Here is a 19,380-nt window from a genome sequence, read left to right as displayed (position 1 = left end):
TTTAGTTTCAATCGTTTGGTCTTGAATAGTTGGGAGCCTCGCTCGTGATAGTAATATCATGAGGATGACTCTCCATCACACCTGCATTTGTAATACGAGTGAATTTAGCGTCATGCAACTTTTCAATAGAAGCAGCGCCACAGTAACCCATACCAGAGCGCAGACCACCGGTCAGCTGGTAGATAACTTCCTGAACCGTTCCCTTATAAGGCACACGACCAGCGATACCCTCGGGCACAAGTTTCTTCACATCCTTTGTATCTGCCTGGAAGTAGCGGTCCTTAGAACCATGCTCCATAGCCTCCAGAGAACCCATGCCGCGATAGCTCTTAAACTTACGGCCGTTGTAGATGATAGTATCACCAGGACTCTCTTCAGTACCTGCCACCAGTGAACCAATCATGACGCATGAGCCACCTGCTGCCAATGCCTTGACAATATCACCAGAATAGCGCAAGCCACCATCAGCGATAAGGGGCACACCAGTACCCTTCAGGGCAGAGTATACATCATACACGGCGCTCAGCTGAGGTACACCGACACCAGCTACCACACGTGTTGTGCAGATAGAGCCCGGACCGATACCTACCTTCACTGCGTCTGCGCCATTCTCTACGAGCATACGGGCTGCAGCACCAGTAGCAATATTGCCTACTACTATGTCTATATCCTTAAAGGCATTCTTTGCTTCCTTCAACTTGTCAATCACGCCCTTTGAGTGACCGTGAGCCGTATCGATGACAATCGCATCAGCACCAGCGTTCACCAGAGCCTGCATACGGTCCAGCGTATCCACAGTAACGCCGACACCGGCAGCTACACGCAGACGTCCCTTCTCATCCTTACAAGCCATGGGCTTATCCTTTGCCTTGGTAATATCCTTATAGGTAATCAGACCTACCAGGCGGTTATCCTTGTCCACAACGGGCAGTTTCTCAATCTTATTCTCCTGCAGAATCTTTGCAGCAGCAGCCAGGTCCGTCTGCTGATGTGTGGTCACCAGGTTCTCCTTTGACATCACATCATCCACGGGACGATCCAGACGACGTTCAAAACGCAGGTCACGGTTGGTCACGATACCTACCAGGTGATTATCCTCATCAACTACGGGGATACCACCGATATGATATTCTGCCATAATATCCAGAGCCTGTCCTACGGTAGAACCACGACGAATCGTTACGGGGTCATAGATCATACCATTCTCTGCACGCTTTACAATAGCCACTTCACGCGCCTGGTTCTCTATCGACATATTCTTATGAATCACGCCGATACCACCTTCACGGGCAATAGCAATTGCCATCTGGCTCTCTGTAACGGTGTCCATAGCAGCCGTCACAAAGGGGACATTCAACACGATGTTACGAGAGAAACGTGTCTGCAACTCTACCGTTTTTGGCAATACTTCTGAATAAGCGGGAATCAACAGGACGTCGTCGAAAGTGAGGCCGTCCATCACAATCTTATCTGCAATAAATGATGACATAATTTTGGTACCTTAAATTTTTATTGCGTGCAAAGATACTCATTTTTTCCGACATAGCGAGTATTTTGCGACCTTTTTCTTGCATAATTTAACTTTCGCAAGTGCCATTTAACAGAGGACCGGCAGGAGTTCCCAGAGTGCGGAGGCAACAGGCAACAGGCTATTGCAGTCGTTGCACGTATTTCACGGGCTCTCCCTCACCCTTCAAGATATCCGCAAAGGTGTGCGGATCAATATTCACAGGACCATACATAAACTCCGGGATATTATAACTGCGCAACAGCTGTCTGTGGTAGTCGGGATCTTCCTGAGGCAACTCAAAAGGCTTCCCCCACTTACCGTCCTTACTCATGTGTGCAATGAAAGGTCGCGTAAAGGTACCGTCATCCCTACGACTGCTAAACACCAGCCATCGGCCGTTGCTCGACCATGAATGGTAACTCTCCGTATCATCACTATTGATCCCTTTTATCGGATGAGCGGTTGCCAATTGTCCACTATTCACCTTTTCCCTTAAATCCATTATCCACAGGTCGGCCTCATGATGCCAGATATGGAAGTAGCCATATTCCGACATGGTGAAGACCAGCCATCGGCCATCAGGTGAGATACGTGGCAGTACCGCACTCATTCCCAGCGAGTCAGCAGCAAACACCAGTTCCCGCGGACCAAACTGTTTTGTCTCCGGATCAAAACGCTTCTTATAGATATTGTATTTCAGTTCCCCGCAACGGCTCACCAGTTCTGTTGCGTCCGACACCTGATAATTCTTCCGTTCGTAGTGGGCACTACAGTAATACAGCGTCTTACCGTCGGGAGCCCACGCCGGGAACACCTCAAACTCTGTCGTATCATTCTCCAGATTAGTAACCTCACCCTTGTCTATATCATAGGCGATGATATCACTTTCCAAATCATACACCTCAATCTTATTCGGGTCGGTGGTATGAAAACTCTGATGGGTCTTGTCTGTAGAATACACGATTAGCTTCAGCCAGGGATGCCAGGCAGGATAGACACCAGCCGAGAGGATGGAGTCGTTCTTCATATTCACCTTCTTGATCTTCCCATCGTAAGCAATAATCGTACCGCCATTCTTCTGACGGGCATGGAATTGCATCCTCTCCGGGTTGTATTGCTGATAGTGATGACAATTGATACACTGTCCCTCTACCTCGAAGCTGCACAACATATTATCATATATCACACTCTCGTCGTAGTTTTCCAGGCAACGCTGATTGATGGTCAGCGCCTCATAACTTACAAACGAGGCAGGTATCAGTCGGTAACTCAGATATGCATCAATACTATCACCAGCCACATGGATTTCAAACGGCTTGTGATGTATCCACTGGTCATCATGCTTCACATACACGTCCACACTGATATCACTACCCTGCTCCACCAGCCTGCGCCACTCTCCGATTGAGGGTTGCATCTTATCTTCACATACCACTTCCACATTTCCCGCCTTATAACGGGCAATCATGCCGTCGGCCTCATCATCATCCAGTTCAAAGGCCAGCGGAGCAATGTTCACCGGTATCGTCACATCCACGTAGTCAGGATAAATCCTTGGCAACTCATCACACTCCGTGAACACCTCAGGCACACTGGGACCACAAGAGAAGAGTAAAAAAGTAAAAAGGTAAAAAGGTAAAAAATATCTCTTCATAACTTTCAAATCTCAAATCTCAGACCTCAATATTCCGGCAACTGCCTCATCAGGTAATAATCATAGAAATACGTATGCCGGTACGCCTGCAGCGCACTACGTGCCACATCCACATCAGCATTATCATAACGCTCGGCAGCCATCGCAAAACTATTAAACGACTGTCTGATACTATCATCAAAAGGCATACGGTCCACGCCCTCTCGTCCTTCTATCATACAATAAAGGTAGGCCGCCTCCTGATAATAGCGTGGAATACGGGCCTTGGGATGCAATCTCACATAATCATTGAAGTGATACCAGAAGTTATTGATATCCTTTGTCCATAATGAGGCCAGCAGCGTCTGCTCTTGGAAATAGACATCCGTCGTATCCGTACATTCATCCAGGCGACTCATCAGGAAACTTTCAATATTTCCCTGGTCACCACTCAACACATTCTCATAATGCATCATTCGTTTCACCGACTGCAGTTCGGGCAATGACGGTGCCTTCCCGGCCCACTCCCCATAGAAAGTGGTATGCTTCAGCAGTCTCAGGTATTTACGTGCCTGTTGCTGTTCGTTACGCAGCAGCGCACATTTTGCCAGCATTTTCAGGTTTTCCACCCGCCAGCCGAACTCCACGCCCATTTCCGTGCTCAGGCGTGAACTATAGTTCAGCATACCATATTGATAATACATCAAAGGTCCTGCCACCAGCATCAAGCGCATGCCAAAAGGTGCCGCATACGCTTTCGAGCCGTTTTCATAGGTGTACATATCCTCGCCCTGACGTCCCAACCGGCTCAGAGCCAGGTTTCTCATCATGACGATGGCACGCGTCGGTTCGTCCTGCTGTCTGGCAGCCTCCTTCAGCACCCCATTCCAATCATTCTGCTCTATGCATCGTTGCATCCTCAACTCATGATGAAAGTTCTCATCCCTGAACCAGGACAGCGCCACGCCGACACCCAAAGCCACCAGTAATACACCTTGTGTGACAACGCTCTTCCTCATCTTCACCTGCTTCAGCGGCACCAATGCGATCACCACAAAGAATAGCGCCAACAGATAATAAGGTATATAATAAGCATGATGCTCCTCCGAAACATAATACAAAGGAAGTCCTGCGTAATAAATATTGGCCAGATTTATCTGATGATAGAGTTGTCTATAGCACATCAGGGGCACCGTGACAACAATCAATAGTGCCATCACGATATAGCCGACCTTTCTCCGTAACGACCACCGTTCCAATCGCCATGACCAGATACCCATCAGCAAGACAGCCGCTAGTCCGTAGATACCAAAAAGCGGATATCCCAGAGCACACGTGATTATCATCGTCATCACGCGGAAACTGAAATGCCAAGGCTGAACTTTGAAAAACCATAGCATCAGCATCACCGCGATGGTGCCAAGGGTTGCCACGAACACATGTCCCTGCAATTTCAGCATATACACCCAGTAGCCCATATCCACGATGGTAATCAACAAAATCCCAACAGGTATCAGAGCCAATGCGCTCCACTGTGCAGGCAACTGGAAAACACGCATTATCAACCACATCAGCAACAACCATAACACACACAACAGCATCACTCCCATCCACGGGTAATAGAAATACTGCGTCAGATACGTACCCAACCACGACAGCAGGCCGCCAGGCACCACCATCCTTTCCTCAAAAAACAAGGAAGTATCCAGGAAAAGGTTCTGCTCTTGCAACTTCCACAGGAAGTCGTTCTCCAGCAACAACAATATGCTGGCTATCACGAGAAGCATTGCCCCCCATAGCGTCAAAGGTAAGTATCTCTTCATTTTTTTAGGTTTACTGAATGCAAAGATACATTATTTTTTATATAACACAAAAAAACAGACGAAAAAAAATGAGCTCCCATATAAATAATGTGGGAGCTCATATCATATTCTTAACAGATTTAGAAAAATCAGTTCGCCATATCAGAGATAAACTTGATGCGCACCAAACGGATCTCATCTTCAGAGAAGTCAGAGCCGAATTCCTCAAACGCAGCCTCCAAATCATCCGTCTCCTGCTCTGCAAAATAGTCACACATATCACTCACATCATCCGGATCCATAATATCGTTCAGGAAATAGTCGATATTAATCTTATTGCCACTATAGAGCACAATTCCCTCCAGTTCATCGAGTAACTCCTCAAAGTCGATACCAAGGGCATTGGCAATATCATCCAGGGCAATACGACGGTCGATATTCTGCAGAATCTTCAACTTGCGCATAGAGTCCTTCGCCTTCGTACGGATACGCAAATCCGACTGACGTTCTATCTCGTTCTCCTCGCAATAGCGCTTAATCAGTTCCACAAACTCCTTGGCATAAGGCTGACGCGTCTTACCATCGCCCACACCCTGAATATTCTTCAGTTCCTCCAGACTCACTGGATATTCCGTGGCCATCTGTTCCAGCGACACGTCCTGGAAGATGACATAAGGCGGACGTTCCAACTTACGTGACCATTTCTTACGCAGGTCATGCAGCATGGCCGAGAGCGTAGGATCCAGTGCACTTGCACCCCCCTCTGGTACTGCCGGCTCCTCATCCTCACTAAACTCATGATCCTCAACCACCATAAAGGTTGTGGGGTTCTTGATAAACTTCTTGCCAGCCGCAGTCACCTTCAGCAGGCCGTAGTTCTCTACCTCCTTGAACAGATAGCCGGCAATCAGCGCCTGACGAATCACGGGATTCCATATCTTCTCATTCTCATCCTCGCCAGAGCCAAACTCATCCAGATTCTGATGCTTGTGCGCCACAATCTCATTGGTGTCACGACCTGTGATGAAATCAATGACATAGTCTGTACGGAAATTCTCCTTGATAGCCAGAATAGCCTTCAGGGCAATAACCAACTGGTTCTTGGCATCAATCTTCTTACCCGGATGCAGACAGTTGTCACAGTTGCCACAGTTGTCCTTCTCATACTGCTCACCGAAATAATGCAGCAACATCTTTCTACGACAGACCGAGGTTTCGGCGTAGGCAGCCGTCTCCTGCAGCAGCTGGCGACCAATATCCTGTTCAGCCACGGGCTTACCCTCCATGAATTTCTCCAGTTTCTGCAAGTCCTTATAGCTGTAGAAAGCCAGGCAGATACCCTCGCCTCCGTCACGTCCGGCACGACCAGTCTCCTGGTAATAGCCCTCCAGAGATTTGGGGATATCATAGTGAATCACAAAACGCACGTCGGGTTTATCGATACCCATACCAAAGGCTATCGTAGCCACAATCACATCGATACGCTCCATCAGGAAGTCATCCTGTGTCTGCGAACGCGTACCACTATCCAGTCCTGCGTGATATGCTGCTGCCTTGATATCGTTGGCACGCAACACGTCAGCCAGGTCCTCCACCTTCTTTCTTGAAAGACAATAGATGATACCGCTCTTTCCAGGATGCTGCTTGATAAAGCGTACAATATCCTTATCTATATCCTTGGTCTTGGGACGTACCTCGTAGTACAGGTTAGGACGGTTGAACGAACTCTTGAACTCCGTGGCATCAACGATACCCAGGCTCTTCTTGATATCCGTACGCACCTTATCCGTTGCCGTGGCAGTCAGGGCAATAACAGGTGCCACACCAATCTCGTTGATGATCGGACGGATACGACGGTATTCCGGACGGAAGTCATGTCCCCATTCAGAGATACAGTGAGCCTCGTCAATTGCATAGAACGAGATCTTCACCGTTTTCAGGAACTCCACATTATCCTCCTTTGTGAGAGATTCAGGAGCCACATAGAGCAGTTTCGTCCTTCCCTCGCGGATATCCTTCTTCACCTGGTCAATCGCCGTCTTGTTCAGCGACGAGTTCAGAAAGTGTGCCGTTCCCTCATGCTCACTCAGGTTTGAGATGAAGTCCACCTGGTTCTTCATCAGGGCTATCAGTGGCGATATCACGATGGCCACGCCATCCATGAGCAGTGATGGCAACTGGTAGCAGAGCGACTTACCGCCACCAGTAGGCATCAGCACGAAGGTGTCACGACCTTCGAGCAGATTTTGTATGATGGCCCCTTGGTCTCCCTTGAAGGAGTCGAAGCCAAAATAACGCTTCAGCGCGTCTAACAGTTCACCTTTATCGTATGTCATAGGCTGTATTGTCAGGATTTAGTTCATGACAGCCAGTGAAGCACTCTTGTCAAGCTGCTCACGGGCATAGTCTTCTGTCACTTCAAACTTCTTCACTTTCTTTGAGGGCACCTCAAACATAGCATCCATCATCACGCTCTCTACGATAGAGCGCAGACCGCGGGCACCGAGTTTATACTCCACGGCCTTATCCACGATGAAGCGCAGGGCCTCTGGCGTAAACACCAGGTCAACCCCATCCATCTTAAACAGTTTGACATACTGCTTCACGATAGAGTTCTTGGGTTCCGTCAGGATACGTTCCAAGGCAGCACGGTCCAAGGGGTTCAGGTAAGTGAGCACTGGCAGACGACCAATTATCTCAGGAATCAGTCCGAAGGACTTCAAGTCCTGAGGCTGTACATATTTCATCAGATCATCCTTGTCAATCTTACGCACGTTCTGCACAGAGTTATAACCCACCGTGTGGGTATTCAGGCGCTGTGCAATCTTACGTTCGATACCATCGAAGGCACCGCCGCAGATAAACAGGATATTCCTTGTGTCTACGTGGATATACTCCTGATCAGGATGCTTCCTGCCGCCCTGAGGGGGCACATTGACCATCGTTCCCTCAAGCAGTTTCAAGAGTCCCTGCTGCACGCCCTCACCACTCACGTCACGTGTGATGGAAGGATTATCGGCCTTACGGGCAATCTTGTCAATCTCGTCGATGAACACGATACCGCGCTCGGCAGCATCTACCTTATAGTCGGCCACCTGAAGCAGACGACTGAGGATGCTCTCCACATCCTCGCCTACATAACCGGCCTCTGTAAACACCGTAGCATCAACTATCGTGAAGGGTACGTCGAGCAACTTGGCAATGGTGCGTGCCAGAAGGGTCTTACCTGTACCCGTAGAGCCCACCATGATGATGTTCGACTTCTCAATCTCCACGCCATCCTTATCGTCCTTTTTCTGCTGCAGACGCTTATAGTGGTTATACACGGCCACAGACAGGAAGCGCTTAGCGTCGTCCTGACCGATAACATACTGGTCCAGATACTCCTTAATCTCACGAGGCTTAGGAATCTTCTTCTCTTTGGCAGCCTTTTTGCCGTCGCTGTCGCCACTTACCTCTTTATTGCTTTCAAGCAAGCCCGACTCTTTTACAATCTGATAGGCTTGGCGTGAGCAATCCTCACATATATAACCGTTGATACCCGTGATCAGCAAACGCACCTCACGTTCAGAACGGCCGCAAAAATTACATACTTTCTTCACTCTTAACTCTTAATTCTTCGCTCGGCTTCGCCGCTTGGCTCCGCCAAGAACTCTTAATTACTTTCTCGTCAGCACCTGGTCAATCATACCATACTCGCGTGCCTCCTCAGCCGTCATCCAGTAGTTACGGTCTGAATCATTCCACACCTTCTCATAATCAGTATGAGAGTGGTCGGCGATGATGGTATAGAGTTCCTTCTTCAACTTCTGGATCTCACGGGCCTCAATCTCGATATCAGAAGCCTGGCCCTGCACGCCTCCCAGAGGCTGATGAATCATCACACGACTATGAGGCAGAGCCGAACGCTTTCCCTCCTGGCCAGCTACGAGCAGCACGGCAGCCATCGAAGCAGCCATACCCGTACAGATAGTAGCCACGTCACATGAGATAAACTGCATGGTGTCATAGATACCCAGTCCTGCATACACACTACCGCCAGGAGAATTGATATAGAGGTTGATATCCTTGCCAGGGTCGTTAGCATCGAGATAGAGCAACTGTGCCTGCAGCACATTAGCCGTATAGTCGTTCACCTCTGTACCAAGGAAAATCACGCGGTCCATCATCAAGCGCGAGAAGACATCCATCTGGGTCACGTTCAACTGGCGTTCCTCCAGGATATATGGGTTCATATACTGTGCCTGAGTCTTCATCACATCATCGAGCACCAAGCCATTCATGCCCAGGTGCTGAGTTGCATATTTTCTGAAATCGTTCATATCTATACCTATCTTTCGTGTTTTATAAATACAAAATTACAAAAAAAAGTCGAGACGCAAAACATCCCGACTTTATTTTTGGTTAAAGAATTAAAAAAATCTTCTTTTATGCTTCCTGCATCATTTTGTTGAACTCATCGAGAGTTACCTCTTTCTCTGTCAACTTCACGATACCCTTCAGGGCCTGAGTGAGTTTCACATCGATGGCACGTTCTACGAAGCTCTCCACATTCTCACGCTTCTTCAGCTGCTCCTCTGCATAGTTGTCCAGCACATCCTCGGGGATGTTGGTCATACCATACTGAGCGAACTGCGCGCGGATAGCATCCTTAGCCACAGCCTTCAGGTCGGCATCTTCCACCTTAATCCCGGTAGCAGCAACAAGCTGCTCCTTGATGAGGTGCCACTTCAACTCGTCGATAGAAGCCTTGAAGTTCTTCTCCACGAACTCCTCGCCCTTATCCTTATTGTTGTTCAGCATCACACGCTTCAGCAGAGCCTCGGGGAACTGCAGATCGCCTACCTTCTTCTCTACGTACGCGCGTACGTCACGCAGGAACTTGAAGTCGCTGTTCAGAACCAGCTGACCCTTCAGGCTGTCTGCGATGCGCTGACGGAAGTCAGCCTCATCCTTCACACCCTCACCAAACACTTTCTCGAAGAGCTTAGCATCAACGGCAGCGGGCTGGAAGTGACGAATCTCAGTAATCTGGAAGCTGAAGTCTGCATCCAGGTCCTTCACAGCCTCCTTGTCGGTCTTCAGCAGGGCAGCAACCTCTGCATCGTTATCGGGATAAGCCTTCTTGGGGTTGAAGGTGATGATGTCGCCCAGCTTAGCGCCGTCGAACTTCTTCTTCTCGTCCTCACCCTTAACGTATGAAGGCATAATCATACCACCTTCAACGGTGATACCACCCTCGAGGGTATTGCCCTTCTTATCCAGCTGACGGATGTCACCCTTCAGGGTATCGTTGCCGCTCCACTCCTTAGCCTCAACAAACTCACCAGCCTGAGAAGCATACATCTGAACCTGATCGTCAATCAGTTTATCGTCAACCTTGATGTTGTAGAAAGTCACTTTATCCTTGCCAGTCAGCTCAGCCTTGAATTCGGGAGCGACAGCAATGTCAAATACGAACTCAAAGGGACCGTCGCCAGCCAAATCCTGGGGCTGCTGTTTCTCCTCGTTAGGAAGGGGCTCACCCAGCATCTGAATTTTGTTCTCACGAACGTATTCGTAGAGCTTCTCGCCAAGAATGCGGTTTACCTCGTCAACCTTCACGGCTGTGCCATACTGCTTCTTGATCAAGCCCATGGGAACCATACCTGGACGGAATCCGGGTACCTGAGCCTTCTTGCGATACTCTTTCAACTTCTTGTCAACAGCCTCCTGATAGTCTGCCTGCTCAATGCTGATAGTCATCAGACCATTGATTTTATCGGCACTTTCAAACTTAATGTTCATCTCTTTTTATACCTTATTTATTATATTATTCCATTTTGAGCGTGCAAAATTACTCATAATTGCCGTAAAAATAGCACAATTACGATTTTTTAACGCAGTTATAAAGAACGAATAGCTTACTCTTCACGTTCCTTCATGCGCTCCTCTTCCAACTTTTGGAAGTCTTTCTGACGCAGCACGAACGAGTCTGTAAGGTAGTTCTTACGTACTATCTGATTAGCAGCCAGTTCCTCTGGAGTGCCGTGGAACAGAATGCGGCCTTCAAACAACAAGTAGGCACGGTCCGTGATACACAGCGTATCCTCCACGTTATGGTCGGTAATCAGAATTCCGATGTTTCTGTCCTTGAGCTTCCACACAATAAACTGGATATCCTCTACGGCAATGGGGTCCACACCGGCGAAAGGTTCATCAAGCATGATAAACTTTGGTTCGATAGCCAGACAGCGGGCAATCTCGCAACGACGGCGCTCGCCACCCGACAACTGGTCACCTTTATTCTTACGCACCTTTTGCAGACGGAACTCACTAATCAGACTTTCCAGCTTCTCCATCTGGTAGTCACGGGGCTTGCCCGTCATCTCCAGCACAGAGAGGATGTTGTCCTCAACCGACATCTTACGGAAGACACTGGGCTCCTGGGCCAGATAGCCGATACCTGCCCTTGCACGCTTATACACGGGATAGTCGGTCACCTCATGGTCACCCAGATAGATATGACCACCATTAGGCAGCACCAGTCCGGTAGTCATGTAGAAAGAAGTGGTCTTACCTGCACCGTTAGGTCCCAGCAGTCCCACAATCTCACCTTGACGCACGTGGAAACTCACATCGCTCACCACCGTACGCTTACCATATCGCTTTACGAGGCCTTCGGTCCTCAATACAATACTTTCTTCTTCCATAATCGGGGACAAAGGTACTAAATTTCAGCGAAAAACAATAATCTTTTGATAATTAGTGACGCATTTCTATTTTTTTTTGTAATTTTGCATCCGTTCAAAACGACAGTAGAACATGTTTATTCAGAAGAAACTAACCACATTCGGACAATACATTATGCTGATGGGACGTACATTCTCCATGCCCGAGCGCATGCGAATGTTCCGTAAGCAATATGTTAAGGAGATGTCGCAATTGGGCATCGACTCTATCGGCATCGTACTGCTTATCTCGTTCTTCATTGGAGCCGTTATCTGCATCCAGATGAAGGTCAATATCGAGAGTCCCTGGATGCCGCGCTGGGTTGCCGGCTACACCACCCGCGAGATTATGCTGCTGGAGTTCTCAAGCAGTATCATGTGTTTGATACTGGCTGGTAAGGTAGGCTCCAACATCGCCTCAGAGATAGGTACTATGCGTGTCACCCAGCAGATTGATGCATTGGAGATTATGGGCGTCAACTCCGCCTGCTATCTCATCCTGCCAAAGATTCTCGGTTTGCTCACCATCATGCCCATCCTGGTTATTTTCTCCAGTGGTATGGGTATCGTAGGAGCCTATGGTACAGCCTATATCGGACATATCATGCCGCCCGACGACCTCACCCTTGGTCTGCAGCACGATTTCATCCCCTGGTTCCTGTGGATGAGTATTATCAAGAGTCAGTTCTTTGCCTTCATCATCAGTAGTGTTCCCGCCTTCTTTGGCTACACAGTCGAGGGCGGTTCCGTCAATGTGGGTAAGGCCTCTACGGATGCCGTTGTCTCATCAAGCATGCTGATTCTGTTTAGTGACATCTTCTTAACGCAGCTACTATCATGATCGAAGTAAAGAACCTATATAAATCATTTGGCGACAAAGAGGTGCTCAAAGGCATCAATACCGTGTTCGAGGATGGCAAGACCAACCTGATTATCGGTCAGAGCGGTAGCGGAAAAACCGTACTGATGAAAAACCTCGTGGGCCTCTTCGAGCCTACCAGCGGACAAGTGCTCTACGACGGGCGCGATTTCGTGCAGATGTCGAAACAAGAGAAAGTACAGATGCGCCGCGAGATGGGCATGATCTTCCAGAGCGCCGCCCTCTTCGACTCCCTTTCCGTCCTTGAGAACGTGATGTTCCCGCTTGACATGTTCTCGTCTATGACCCTGCGTGAGCGCAAGGAGCGCGCCATGTATTGTCTGGACCGTGTAAACCTGATTGGCGCCGAACACAAATTCCCTGGCGAGATATCTGGAGGTATGCAGAAGCGTGTGGCTATTGCCCGCGCCATCTCGCTGAACCCCAAATACCTGTTCTGCGATGAGCCCAACTCCGGCCTTGACCCCAAGACCTCGCTGGTCATCGACGACCTGCTGCATAGCATCACGCAGGAGTTCAACATGACCACGATTATCAATACCCACGACATGAACTCCGTAATGGGTATTGGCGAGAATATCGTCTTTATCTACGAAGGTCACAAAGAGTGGCAGGGCGTCTCATCAGAGATTATGAACAGCACCAACAAGCGCCTCACCGACTTCATCTTCGCCAGCGACCTGCTGAAAGAGATGCGCGAGGCAGTAACAGGACAGAAAGCATAGAGAAATGCCCCCGTCATCACGTTTTCCGTGATTGTCCTCTTTTAAAATAGAGTAAAACAAACTAAAAGTACTATAGCATTATGAATAGGAACGAGAATTTTGTGATTACTATTAATCGTGAGTTAGGTAGTGGTGGTCGCACCATTGGTGAAATTCTGGCCCACAAGCTAGGTGTGTCTTTCTACGATAAGGCCTTAATCAAGGCTTTAGAAAAGAAGTATAATCTCACAGCCGAAGAGATTGAGAAGATGAAGGGACGCGAGATCAGATGGTGGGAAGGCTTCAAGCGTGTTGTAGGTGTCGGCGATGGATTGATTGACAGCAAATTCTGTCTTACAGAATATGAAAAGGAGCCTGATGTGCTGACTACTGAAAACGTATTCAAGGCAGAGACGGAGATTCTGCATGAGATTGCTAAAGAGGAGTCGTGCGTCATTGCCGGCCGTTGCGGTTTCTTCGTGTTCAGAAACCATCCGAATCATTTAAGCGTTCTCATTCAGGCACCGATGGCCTACCGTGTGGCACGTGTCGCCACCAAAAAGAATATCTCTGAAGACGAAGCCCGCAAGATTATCGAGAAGGTGGATAGGATGCGTGAGAATTACGTAAAGCGGTTTACTGCCACTTCCCGCTACGAGACCCGCAACTACGACCTCGTCTTCAATTCTGAAGGCAAGACTGAGGAACAGATTGCAAATCAGATTCTGATGTTCATTGAATAATTCTGGGATGGTGACTGATGGGGAATCATCGATATCATCATTTCTTTCCATGCAATAACCAGAAAGGCTCCTCCTTGCCGTCAATCATAAAACATAGCTGAAAAGATCAGCAGGACTGGCCCTTACTTCAGAGGAGTAGTTTGCAAGTCCTGCCAATCCCAGGATTATCATTACGGCTTGGCGTAGCGTTTCAGTATCTCAGGTTCTAAATCATCTACGTTGTAGCACTTCACAGTATATTCCATTTTACCTTTCTTCTTATTCATTATGGTTCTGTCATCACAGAGGAAGTGAACAATATAATGTTGATCCTGATGCGTTATCTCAAACACGCCAGCGAATATTACCCATAGCAAAAAAAGTAACAATGTATAGCATCCTCTAAACTATCAAGATGTCAGTAGAGGCAGTGACTGGCACCAGTATCCAATACCGTCACGCTACCCTCTTACTGAACTTCACTTTTCCTTATGACCTACAAATAGACCGTATTCTATAGCAGGAACATTTTCTCCAGAGATACTTATTGACATCAGACTTTTACAGGAAATATATGGTGAATTCATAAATGTCAGATCCTTCCTTGTCTTTATATATTTATTTTGGGGTTCATATATAACACTCGTCAAATACGCACAACCATAGAAGGAATTATATTTCAGTTCTGTGTTGGCGGGAATAATCAGCTGATTAAGGCCATTACAGCCCCCAAAAGCAAATTCCTCCACTTTCAGTATATTATCCGGGATATGGAATACTGCAGGCATATTCATACCGCAAAACGCAAATTTTCCTATCGAGTTCACGCTCTTGGGAATTACAGCAACAGGACTACCACAGACAATCTTGTTTGACTGAGACTCAACGATGCAGTTACAGTCTTCGCGCGAATCATAGAACTTATTGTCTTTGTCAACAGATATGCTTACCAAATTTACGCAACCGGAAAAAGCATCAGCATCTATTTTTTCCACACATGCAGGGATAATCACTTTGGTCAGTCGTCTGCAACCCTTAAAGGCTGAAGCATATACTCTCTTTATATCATTACCGATGGTTGTATTGTAACAACCGGCAAACAGCACCGAGTCATCAATGCTTACCAAGGCATTCTTCTCCTTATTGGCACGATAGTCTTTATTCTTAGGAGAAACTGTAAAGGAAGAAAGATTCTCACAATTAGTGAAGGGATTCTGGAAAAAATAAAATTCTCCAGCAGGAAGGTTGAACGATGTAAGAGAGCAACAGCCATCGAATGTTGACTGACCGAATTGCAATGTGCCGTCCTCTGGCAAGACGATCTTTTCAAGTCGGAAGCAATCGGAAAACGCATAATCCTCAATAACCTCTATCCATTTAGGAATGCTAAGACTTATCAAGCCTGTACATCCACAGAAAGCACCTTTAGATATCTGGGATATACTTTGGGGGAATGTAGTCCCTGCACAACCCAATTCAATGGCGTCATCAGACGTTCGGACAACAGCATTACACTGCTCACGGGAGTCGAAAACTGGATTTCCTTTATTTACTTCAATAATTTGTAATTCCGGGCAATTATAGAAGATGCATTCACCCAATGATGATATACTTGACGGGAAACTAACAGAACGGAGGTCAGAACATCCATAAAATGCCATTCCTCCAACCGTCTCTATGCCCTCATCTATCACCAATTCTTTTATAAAGCAACAGTTCACGAATCCTTTTGGTGCCACCTGAACAATTTTGTACGTTTTCCCTTTATCTTTAATTTCCGAAGGAATACGTAAGGTTTCATTTCCTTTATCTATAACTGCTTCCTTATTCATTGAGATGATATATTCCGACGGATTATCAGAACATGGTGTTAAACAAAATTGACCTATAGTAACACTATTGTTCGAATAACAAACAATAGAGAAAACACAGGACATCATAAAAAAAATATTTCTCCGAATATCAGATATATTACTACACATATTGTATTTATTTTAGCTATTGACGGAAATAAAACATAGCTGAAAAGATCAGCAGGACTGGCCCTTACTTCAGAGGAGTAGCTTGCAAGTCCTGCCAATCCCAGGATTATCATTACGGCTTGGCATAGCGTTTCAGTATCTCAGGTTCTAAATCTTCTACGTTGTAGCACTTCACAGTATATTCCATTTTACCTTTCTTCTTATTCATTATGGTTCTGTCATCACAGAGGAAGTGAACAATATAATGTTGATCCTGATGCGTTATCTCAAACACGCCAGCGAATATTACCGGTGGATTATTTATTATAGCACACTTCAAGTTCTCCATCTTCACCTCAACTGTATCGTGCTCTACTTTGTCTATTATTTTAGCTCTACTATAGCAGGACTGAATCTTATTTTTAGGAAAATATAGATTCATGTCATAATCAAGAACATAACGACTTGTCAAATCCACCTCAGTGCCATAGCTACAACAATTAGCTACCTGAGTGCCATTTTTTGTCAGTACCTGCTTTGTTCCGCAAGACGATAGCAATAATGGGAACAAAACTAATAACAAAATTCTAATACCTTTCATTTTAAATAAATTGTTTATGATTATTAATAAAAAGAAACTTCTGCTTCACCATCTATTACCTTGTGTTTAAATGCCTGAATCCACAAAAAATGGAATCTGCATGAACTTCACCATGCAAGAAAAATACAAGGACGAATATAGAAACAAAGAACCTATACATATACTTCATTTATTACTATACGGACACCCCTCAAAAGCACCATCCTTCACGACCTCAATAGTTGATGGGAGATGAACATTCTTCAAACTAACACAGTTTTTGAAGGCTAAGTTATCTATTTGTTTTAATCCTTCTGGAAGACTAAGGACAGAGAGAGATTTGCAATCGCCAAAGGTTTCTTTTTTTATTTTCTCCATGGGCGATAATAACTGTACAACATTGAGGTTATTGCAATTTGAAAATGCAGAAGACGAAATGTCCTCAACGGAAGATGGGATAATAAGCTCTATCATCATATTACATCCTGAAAAGGCAGAGGTTCCTACCTTTTTTAGACCTTCTGGTAACTTCAACATCGGTTTGGTATATCTTCCCACGAAGGCGTAATCATCGATAGTTTCTACGTCAGTAGGTATTTCTGTGGAACGACATCCTACAACCAAAGTCTTTCCGTCTCTTGTCAGGATTGCATTCGCACCTTTGGGTGACATATAAAAGGCATTATCCGGGTCAACAAAAAGAGAATCAATCTCGTTGCATCCCCAAAAGGCTCCGCCTGACAGTTTCTCCATAGATTTAGGTATACTGATAGTATGCAGAATGACGCCCTCAAAACAATCATTAGCTAAAGCCTTGATGTCTTCACAAATTGTAGTTGTAGCACAACTGGCTATCAAAGTAGCGTCCTCCTTTCTCACTATTCCATTACAATCGTTTCGTGAATCAAAAACAGTATTGTCCTTGTCAACAACTATAGATGTCAGACGATAGCATCCCGCAAAGATATTATCTCCCGATATCTCACTCACATTCTTTGGGATAAAGACTGAATCCAACGAGGTGCAACCATGAAAAGCATCCGGTCCTATTCTTTTGAGAGATTCTGGCAGGGTGATACGTTTCAGGCTGCTACAGCCTTGGAATGCTCCAAAGCCTATTTTTTCCACGCCCTCAGGTATTACTATCTGCTCCATGGTATTACAATGATAAAATGCATAGTCGTCAATAATTGTCACGGACGATGGAATCCTGACATTGGGACATGCGGCAACAAGTTCATCGTCAGCAATAATCGCTTTCGACCCTTCTGGCGACTGAAAGTCCTCATTAAGAGAGTCCACCACAATCTCTTTTAAGTTGTAACAACTGCCAAATATGCCCTCTCCAATTACTCTAACTGATGCTGGTATATATACTGATTTGAGGTTGATGCAACTTTCAAAAGCATAATTGCCAATAATCTCTATGCCATCATCAACAATGATTGACTCTACAACAGAAAGACCAGCCAAAGCCTCATTGCCGATACATTTTATCGGATATGATTTTCCTTCATGTAACACAGTTGAAGGAATATGGAATGGTTGTTCTCTTTCAAATTGGTTTATTGATTGATATCCAGTAAGTTTTACACTGACACTATCTTCCAAAATCTTATATACAAGCCCCTTCTCCATAAAGGTTTGCCCATACATTTGGGAAGTCAGGACAACTAGAATGAGATATGTTACAAGTAAATGTTTACGCATAACTTCTGAAAATCAATAGATAAGCACAAAACCATCGTAATCGTCTTCTTGATTACAGCTACTAACAATAGCAACACCACCGGCAATCAGCAAGCATGCCACAAAAGAATAAAAGAATTTTTTCATAATTTCAGGTTTTATGTTTTGGTTGTTTTGGCAAAAGTAAATAAAATCATTAAACGACGCAACAGTTTCGCCAGAAAAGTTCTAAACAAACACGCATTCTTCTCGTTATCAGCAGTTTACGAAATCCACACAAACATTTATTTCATACGAATGCACACAAATGAAACAAAAATATAAGTTGCTGAAACAAAAAAGAACATTCTTGTTTAATACACTACTTGATTTTAAGGATTTTTAAATCAAACTCCTCAGGTTTTCCATTAGTATCGAATAGGTCTTTATGTAATTTCTTGCGTCGAGAGTACAAGAACTGGGGTGATTTGTCGAGCAACCGCGATATGCTCATAGGTGCATATAGTGGGCACGCATACGCTCGTTGGGAGTACCATGATTGTCAAAATATTCACAGAGGCTTAAAGCCAACGAGTCGTTGGTCATCAGAGAGTCGGCAAGGTTTTGTCGTTCCAGCTCTTCAAGCTGGCTCAGCATCTGCTGGTGGTCGTTGCATGCCCATACAGCTATGCAGAATAATATGATTAGGAGGTGATTAATCCGTTGCATGCTGCAAAGATAGGTAAAATCTTTTTATCATGCAAATATAACTGAGACTTTTTTCTGTCAGTCGGGGACTGGCTTACGTCCACAGAACTGAACTTCTCATGAATGATTTCCAGTATCTGCGCACAACTAATGGACTTCACCTGTGCATAGAGCTGGTCATAGTCTATCTCGCCAGCGTTGTCGATATACTGCCCCTTTGGTATCTGCAGACAGATATAGCGACGACATCATCGCTGTAGATACAAGAATCTTGGTAGAAAAATAGCACAAAAAGCTCCTCATTGCTTCATTACTCTATGGTTTTTAAGTCGTTACTCTATGGTTTACGATGTGTTAACCTATGGTTTACGATGTATAAGTCTGTGGTTTACTAAAAGGATCTGTTCCTAATGAACATTGTCTGGCTTGTATTTCTTCTGTATAGGCTATGCGAATCTGATTCTGATGGAATGAAATTCATGTCACAACTTTTTTGTGTTTT

The 19,380-nt window shown here is 45.8% G+C and carries 16 protein-coding genes; 4 read left to right on the top strand and 12 right to left on the bottom strand.

The features are described from left to right. Positions 1-7: 7 nt before the first annotated feature. The 8 genes from guaB to lptB form a co-directional block, all read right to left on the bottom strand. Entirely contained in the window at positions 8-1,489 is a 1,482-nt protein-coding gene (gene guaB / locus L6468_RS02750) for an IMP dehydrogenase (RefSeq protein WP_091815299.1), read from the bottom strand. A gap of 160 nt (positions 1,490-1,649) precedes the next feature. After that, positions 1,650-3,164, bottom strand: a complete 1,515-nt coding sequence (locus L6468_RS02745; RefSeq protein WP_237794933.1) for a TolB family protein — start codon at positions 3,162-3,164, stop codon at positions 1,650-1,652. A gap of 26 nt (positions 3,165-3,190) precedes the next feature. Beyond that, entirely contained in the window at positions 3,191-4,966 is a 1,776-nt protein-coding gene (locus tag L6468_RS02740) for a DUF6057 family protein (protein WP_237794931.1), read from the bottom strand. A 128-nt stretch (positions 4,967-5,094) separates the two neighbouring features. After that, positions 5,095-7,281, bottom strand: a complete 2,187-nt coding sequence (recQ, locus tag L6468_RS02735) for a DNA helicase RecQ (RefSeq protein ID WP_237794929.1) — start codon at positions 7,279-7,281, stop codon at positions 5,095-5,097. Positions 7,282-7,299: 18 nt separating this feature from the next. Further along, on the bottom strand, positions 7,300-8,547 hold the full coding sequence (gene clpX, locus L6468_RS02730) for an ATP-dependent Clp protease ATP-binding subunit ClpX (protein ID WP_237794927.1): 1,248 nt from the start codon (positions 8,545-8,547) through the stop codon (positions 7,300-7,302). A 57-nt stretch (positions 8,548-8,604) separates the two neighbouring features. Then, positions 8,605-9,267, bottom strand: coding sequence for an ATP-dependent Clp endopeptidase proteolytic subunit ClpP (clpP, locus tag L6468_RS02725; RefSeq protein WP_237794925.1), 663 nt, complete (start codon positions 9,265-9,267; stop codon positions 8,605-8,607). A 106-nt stretch (positions 9,268-9,373) separates the two neighbouring features. After that, complete coding sequence (gene tig, locus L6468_RS02720; protein WP_237794922.1) at positions 9,374-10,732, bottom strand: trigger factor; 1,359 nt, start codon at positions 10,730-10,732, stop codon at positions 9,374-9,376. Between the two features lie 116 nt (positions 10,733-10,848). Continuing rightward, on the bottom strand, positions 10,849-11,637 hold the full coding sequence (gene lptB, locus L6468_RS02715) for an LPS export ABC transporter ATP-binding protein (protein WP_091815321.1): 789 nt from the start codon (positions 11,635-11,637) through the stop codon (positions 10,849-10,851). 112 nt (positions 11,638-11,749) lie between these two features. Between lptB and L6468_RS02710 the strand changes: the two genes are divergently transcribed. The 3 genes from L6468_RS02710 (at position 11,750) to L6468_RS02700 (ending at position 13,982) form a co-directional block, all read left to right on the top strand. Then, positions 11,750-12,496: an MlaE family ABC transporter permease gene (locus tag L6468_RS02710; RefSeq protein WP_091815325.1), complete on the top strand. Its 747-nt coding sequence runs from the start codon at positions 11,750-11,752 to the stop codon at positions 12,494-12,496. Beyond that, positions 12,493-13,260 (top strand): ABC transporter ATP-binding protein, encoded by a 768-nt coding sequence (locus L6468_RS02705; protein ID WP_237794915.1) that lies wholly within the window; start codon positions 12,493-12,495, stop codon positions 13,258-13,260. The genes L6468_RS02710 and L6468_RS02705 overlap by 4 nt, the downstream gene beginning before the upstream one ends. An 80-nt stretch (positions 13,261-13,340) precedes the next feature. Then, a complete protein-coding gene (locus L6468_RS02700; protein ID WP_237794912.1) occupies positions 13,341-13,982 on the top strand; it encodes a cytidylate kinase-like family protein in 642 nt (213 codons plus the stop codon). Between the two features lie 458 nt (positions 13,983-14,440). On the opposite strand, the gene L6468_RS02695 is transcribed toward L6468_RS02700, so the two are convergent. From L6468_RS02695 to L6468_RS02685, 4 genes are all read right to left on the bottom strand, one after another. After that, entirely contained in the window at positions 14,441-15,793 is a 1,353-nt protein-coding gene (locus L6468_RS02695) for a leucine-rich repeat domain-containing protein (protein ID WP_237794910.1), read from the bottom strand. An 895-nt stretch (positions 15,794-16,688) separates the two neighbouring features. Beyond that, positions 16,689-18,212 carry a leucine-rich repeat domain-containing protein gene (locus tag L6468_RS02690; RefSeq protein ID WP_237794902.1) on the bottom strand — a complete coding sequence of 508 codons (1,524 nt, stop codon included), beginning with the start codon at positions 18,210-18,212 and terminating at the stop codon, positions 16,689-16,691. Positions 18,213-18,224: 12 nt separating this feature from the next. Then, positions 18,225-18,338 (bottom strand): Vmc-like lipoprotein signal peptide domain-containing protein, encoded by a 114-nt coding sequence (locus tag L6468_RS14745; RefSeq protein ID WP_348535123.1) that lies wholly within the window; start codon positions 18,336-18,338, stop codon positions 18,225-18,227. A 342-nt stretch (positions 18,339-18,680) separates the two neighbouring features. Then, positions 18,681-18,899 carry a hypothetical protein gene (locus L6468_RS02685; protein ID WP_237794900.1) on the bottom strand — a complete coding sequence of 73 codons (219 nt, stop codon included), beginning with the start codon at positions 18,897-18,899 and terminating at the stop codon, positions 18,681-18,683. A 98-nt stretch (positions 18,900-18,997) separates the two neighbouring features. On the opposite strand from L6468_RS02685, the gene L6468_RS02680 reads away from it, so the two are divergent. Further along, positions 18,998-19,138, top strand: coding sequence for a hypothetical protein (locus tag L6468_RS02680; RefSeq protein ID WP_176756976.1), 141 nt, complete (start codon positions 18,998-19,000; stop codon positions 19,136-19,138). The last annotated feature ends 242 nt before the right edge of the window (positions 19,139-19,380 follow it).

Source organism: Prevotella communis, from assembly GCF_022024115.1.
Lineage (GTDB): Bacteria > Bacteroidota > Bacteroidia > Bacteroidales > Bacteroidaceae > Prevotella > Prevotella communis.
The sequence above is the reverse complement of the archived record's forward strand: the minus strand, read 5'-3'. Positions and strand labels throughout refer to the sequence as shown.

What these genes read in the sequence shown, in the direction of transcription:
- guaB (WP_091815299.1), bottom strand. Translation starts at nt 1,489, where the DNA reads ATGTCATCATTTATTGCAGATAAGATTGTGATGGACGGCCTCACTTTC.
- L6468_RS02745 (WP_237794933.1), bottom strand. Translation starts at nt 3,164, where the DNA reads ATGAAGAGATATTTTTTACCTTTTTACCTTTTTACTTTTTTACTCTTC.
- L6468_RS02740 (WP_237794931.1), bottom strand. Translation starts at nt 4,966, where the DNA reads ATGAAGAGATACTTACCTTTGACGCTATGGGGGGCAATGCTTCTCGTG.
- recQ (WP_237794929.1), bottom strand. Translation starts at nt 7,281, where the DNA reads ATGACATACGATAAAGGTGAACTGTTAGACGCGCTGAAGCGTTATTTT.
- clpP (WP_237794925.1), bottom strand. Translation starts at nt 9,267, where the DNA reads ATGAACGATTTCAGAAAATATGCAACTCAGCACCTGGGCATGAATGGC.
- tig (WP_237794922.1), bottom strand. Translation starts at nt 10,732, where the DNA reads ATGAACATTAAGTTTGAAAGTGCCGATAAAATCAATGGTCTGATGACT.
- lptB (WP_091815321.1), bottom strand. Translation starts at nt 11,637, where the DNA reads ATGGAAGAAGAAAGTATTGTATTGAGGACCGAAGGCCTCGTAAAGCGA.
- L6468_RS02710 (WP_091815325.1), top strand. Translation starts at nt 11,750, where the DNA reads ATGTTTATTCAGAAGAAACTAACCACATTCGGACAATACATTATGCTG.
- L6468_RS02705 (WP_237794915.1), top strand. Translation starts at nt 12,493, where the DNA reads ATGATCGAAGTAAAGAACCTATATAAATCATTTGGCGACAAAGAGGTG.
- L6468_RS02700 (WP_237794912.1), top strand. Translation starts at nt 13,341, where the DNA reads ATGAATAGGAACGAGAATTTTGTGATTACTATTAATCGTGAGTTAGGT.
- L6468_RS02695 (WP_237794910.1), bottom strand. Translation starts at nt 15,793, where the DNA reads ATGAATAAGGAAGCAGTTATAGATAAAGGAAATGAAACCTTACGTATT.
- L6468_RS02690 (WP_237794902.1), bottom strand. Translation starts at nt 18,212, where the DNA reads ATGCGTAAACATTTACTTGTAACATATCTCATTCTAGTTGTCCTGACT.
- L6468_RS14745 (WP_348535123.1), bottom strand. Translation starts at nt 18,338, where the DNA reads ATGAAAAAATTCTTTTATTCTTTTGTGGCATGCTTGCTGATTGCCGGT.
- L6468_RS02685 (WP_237794900.1), bottom strand. Translation starts at nt 18,899, where the DNA reads ATGCAACGGATTAATCACCTCCTAATCATATTATTCTGCATAGCTGTA.
- L6468_RS02680 (WP_176756976.1), top strand. Translation starts at nt 18,998, where the DNA reads ATGAATGATTTCCAGTATCTGCGCACAACTAATGGACTTCACCTGTGC.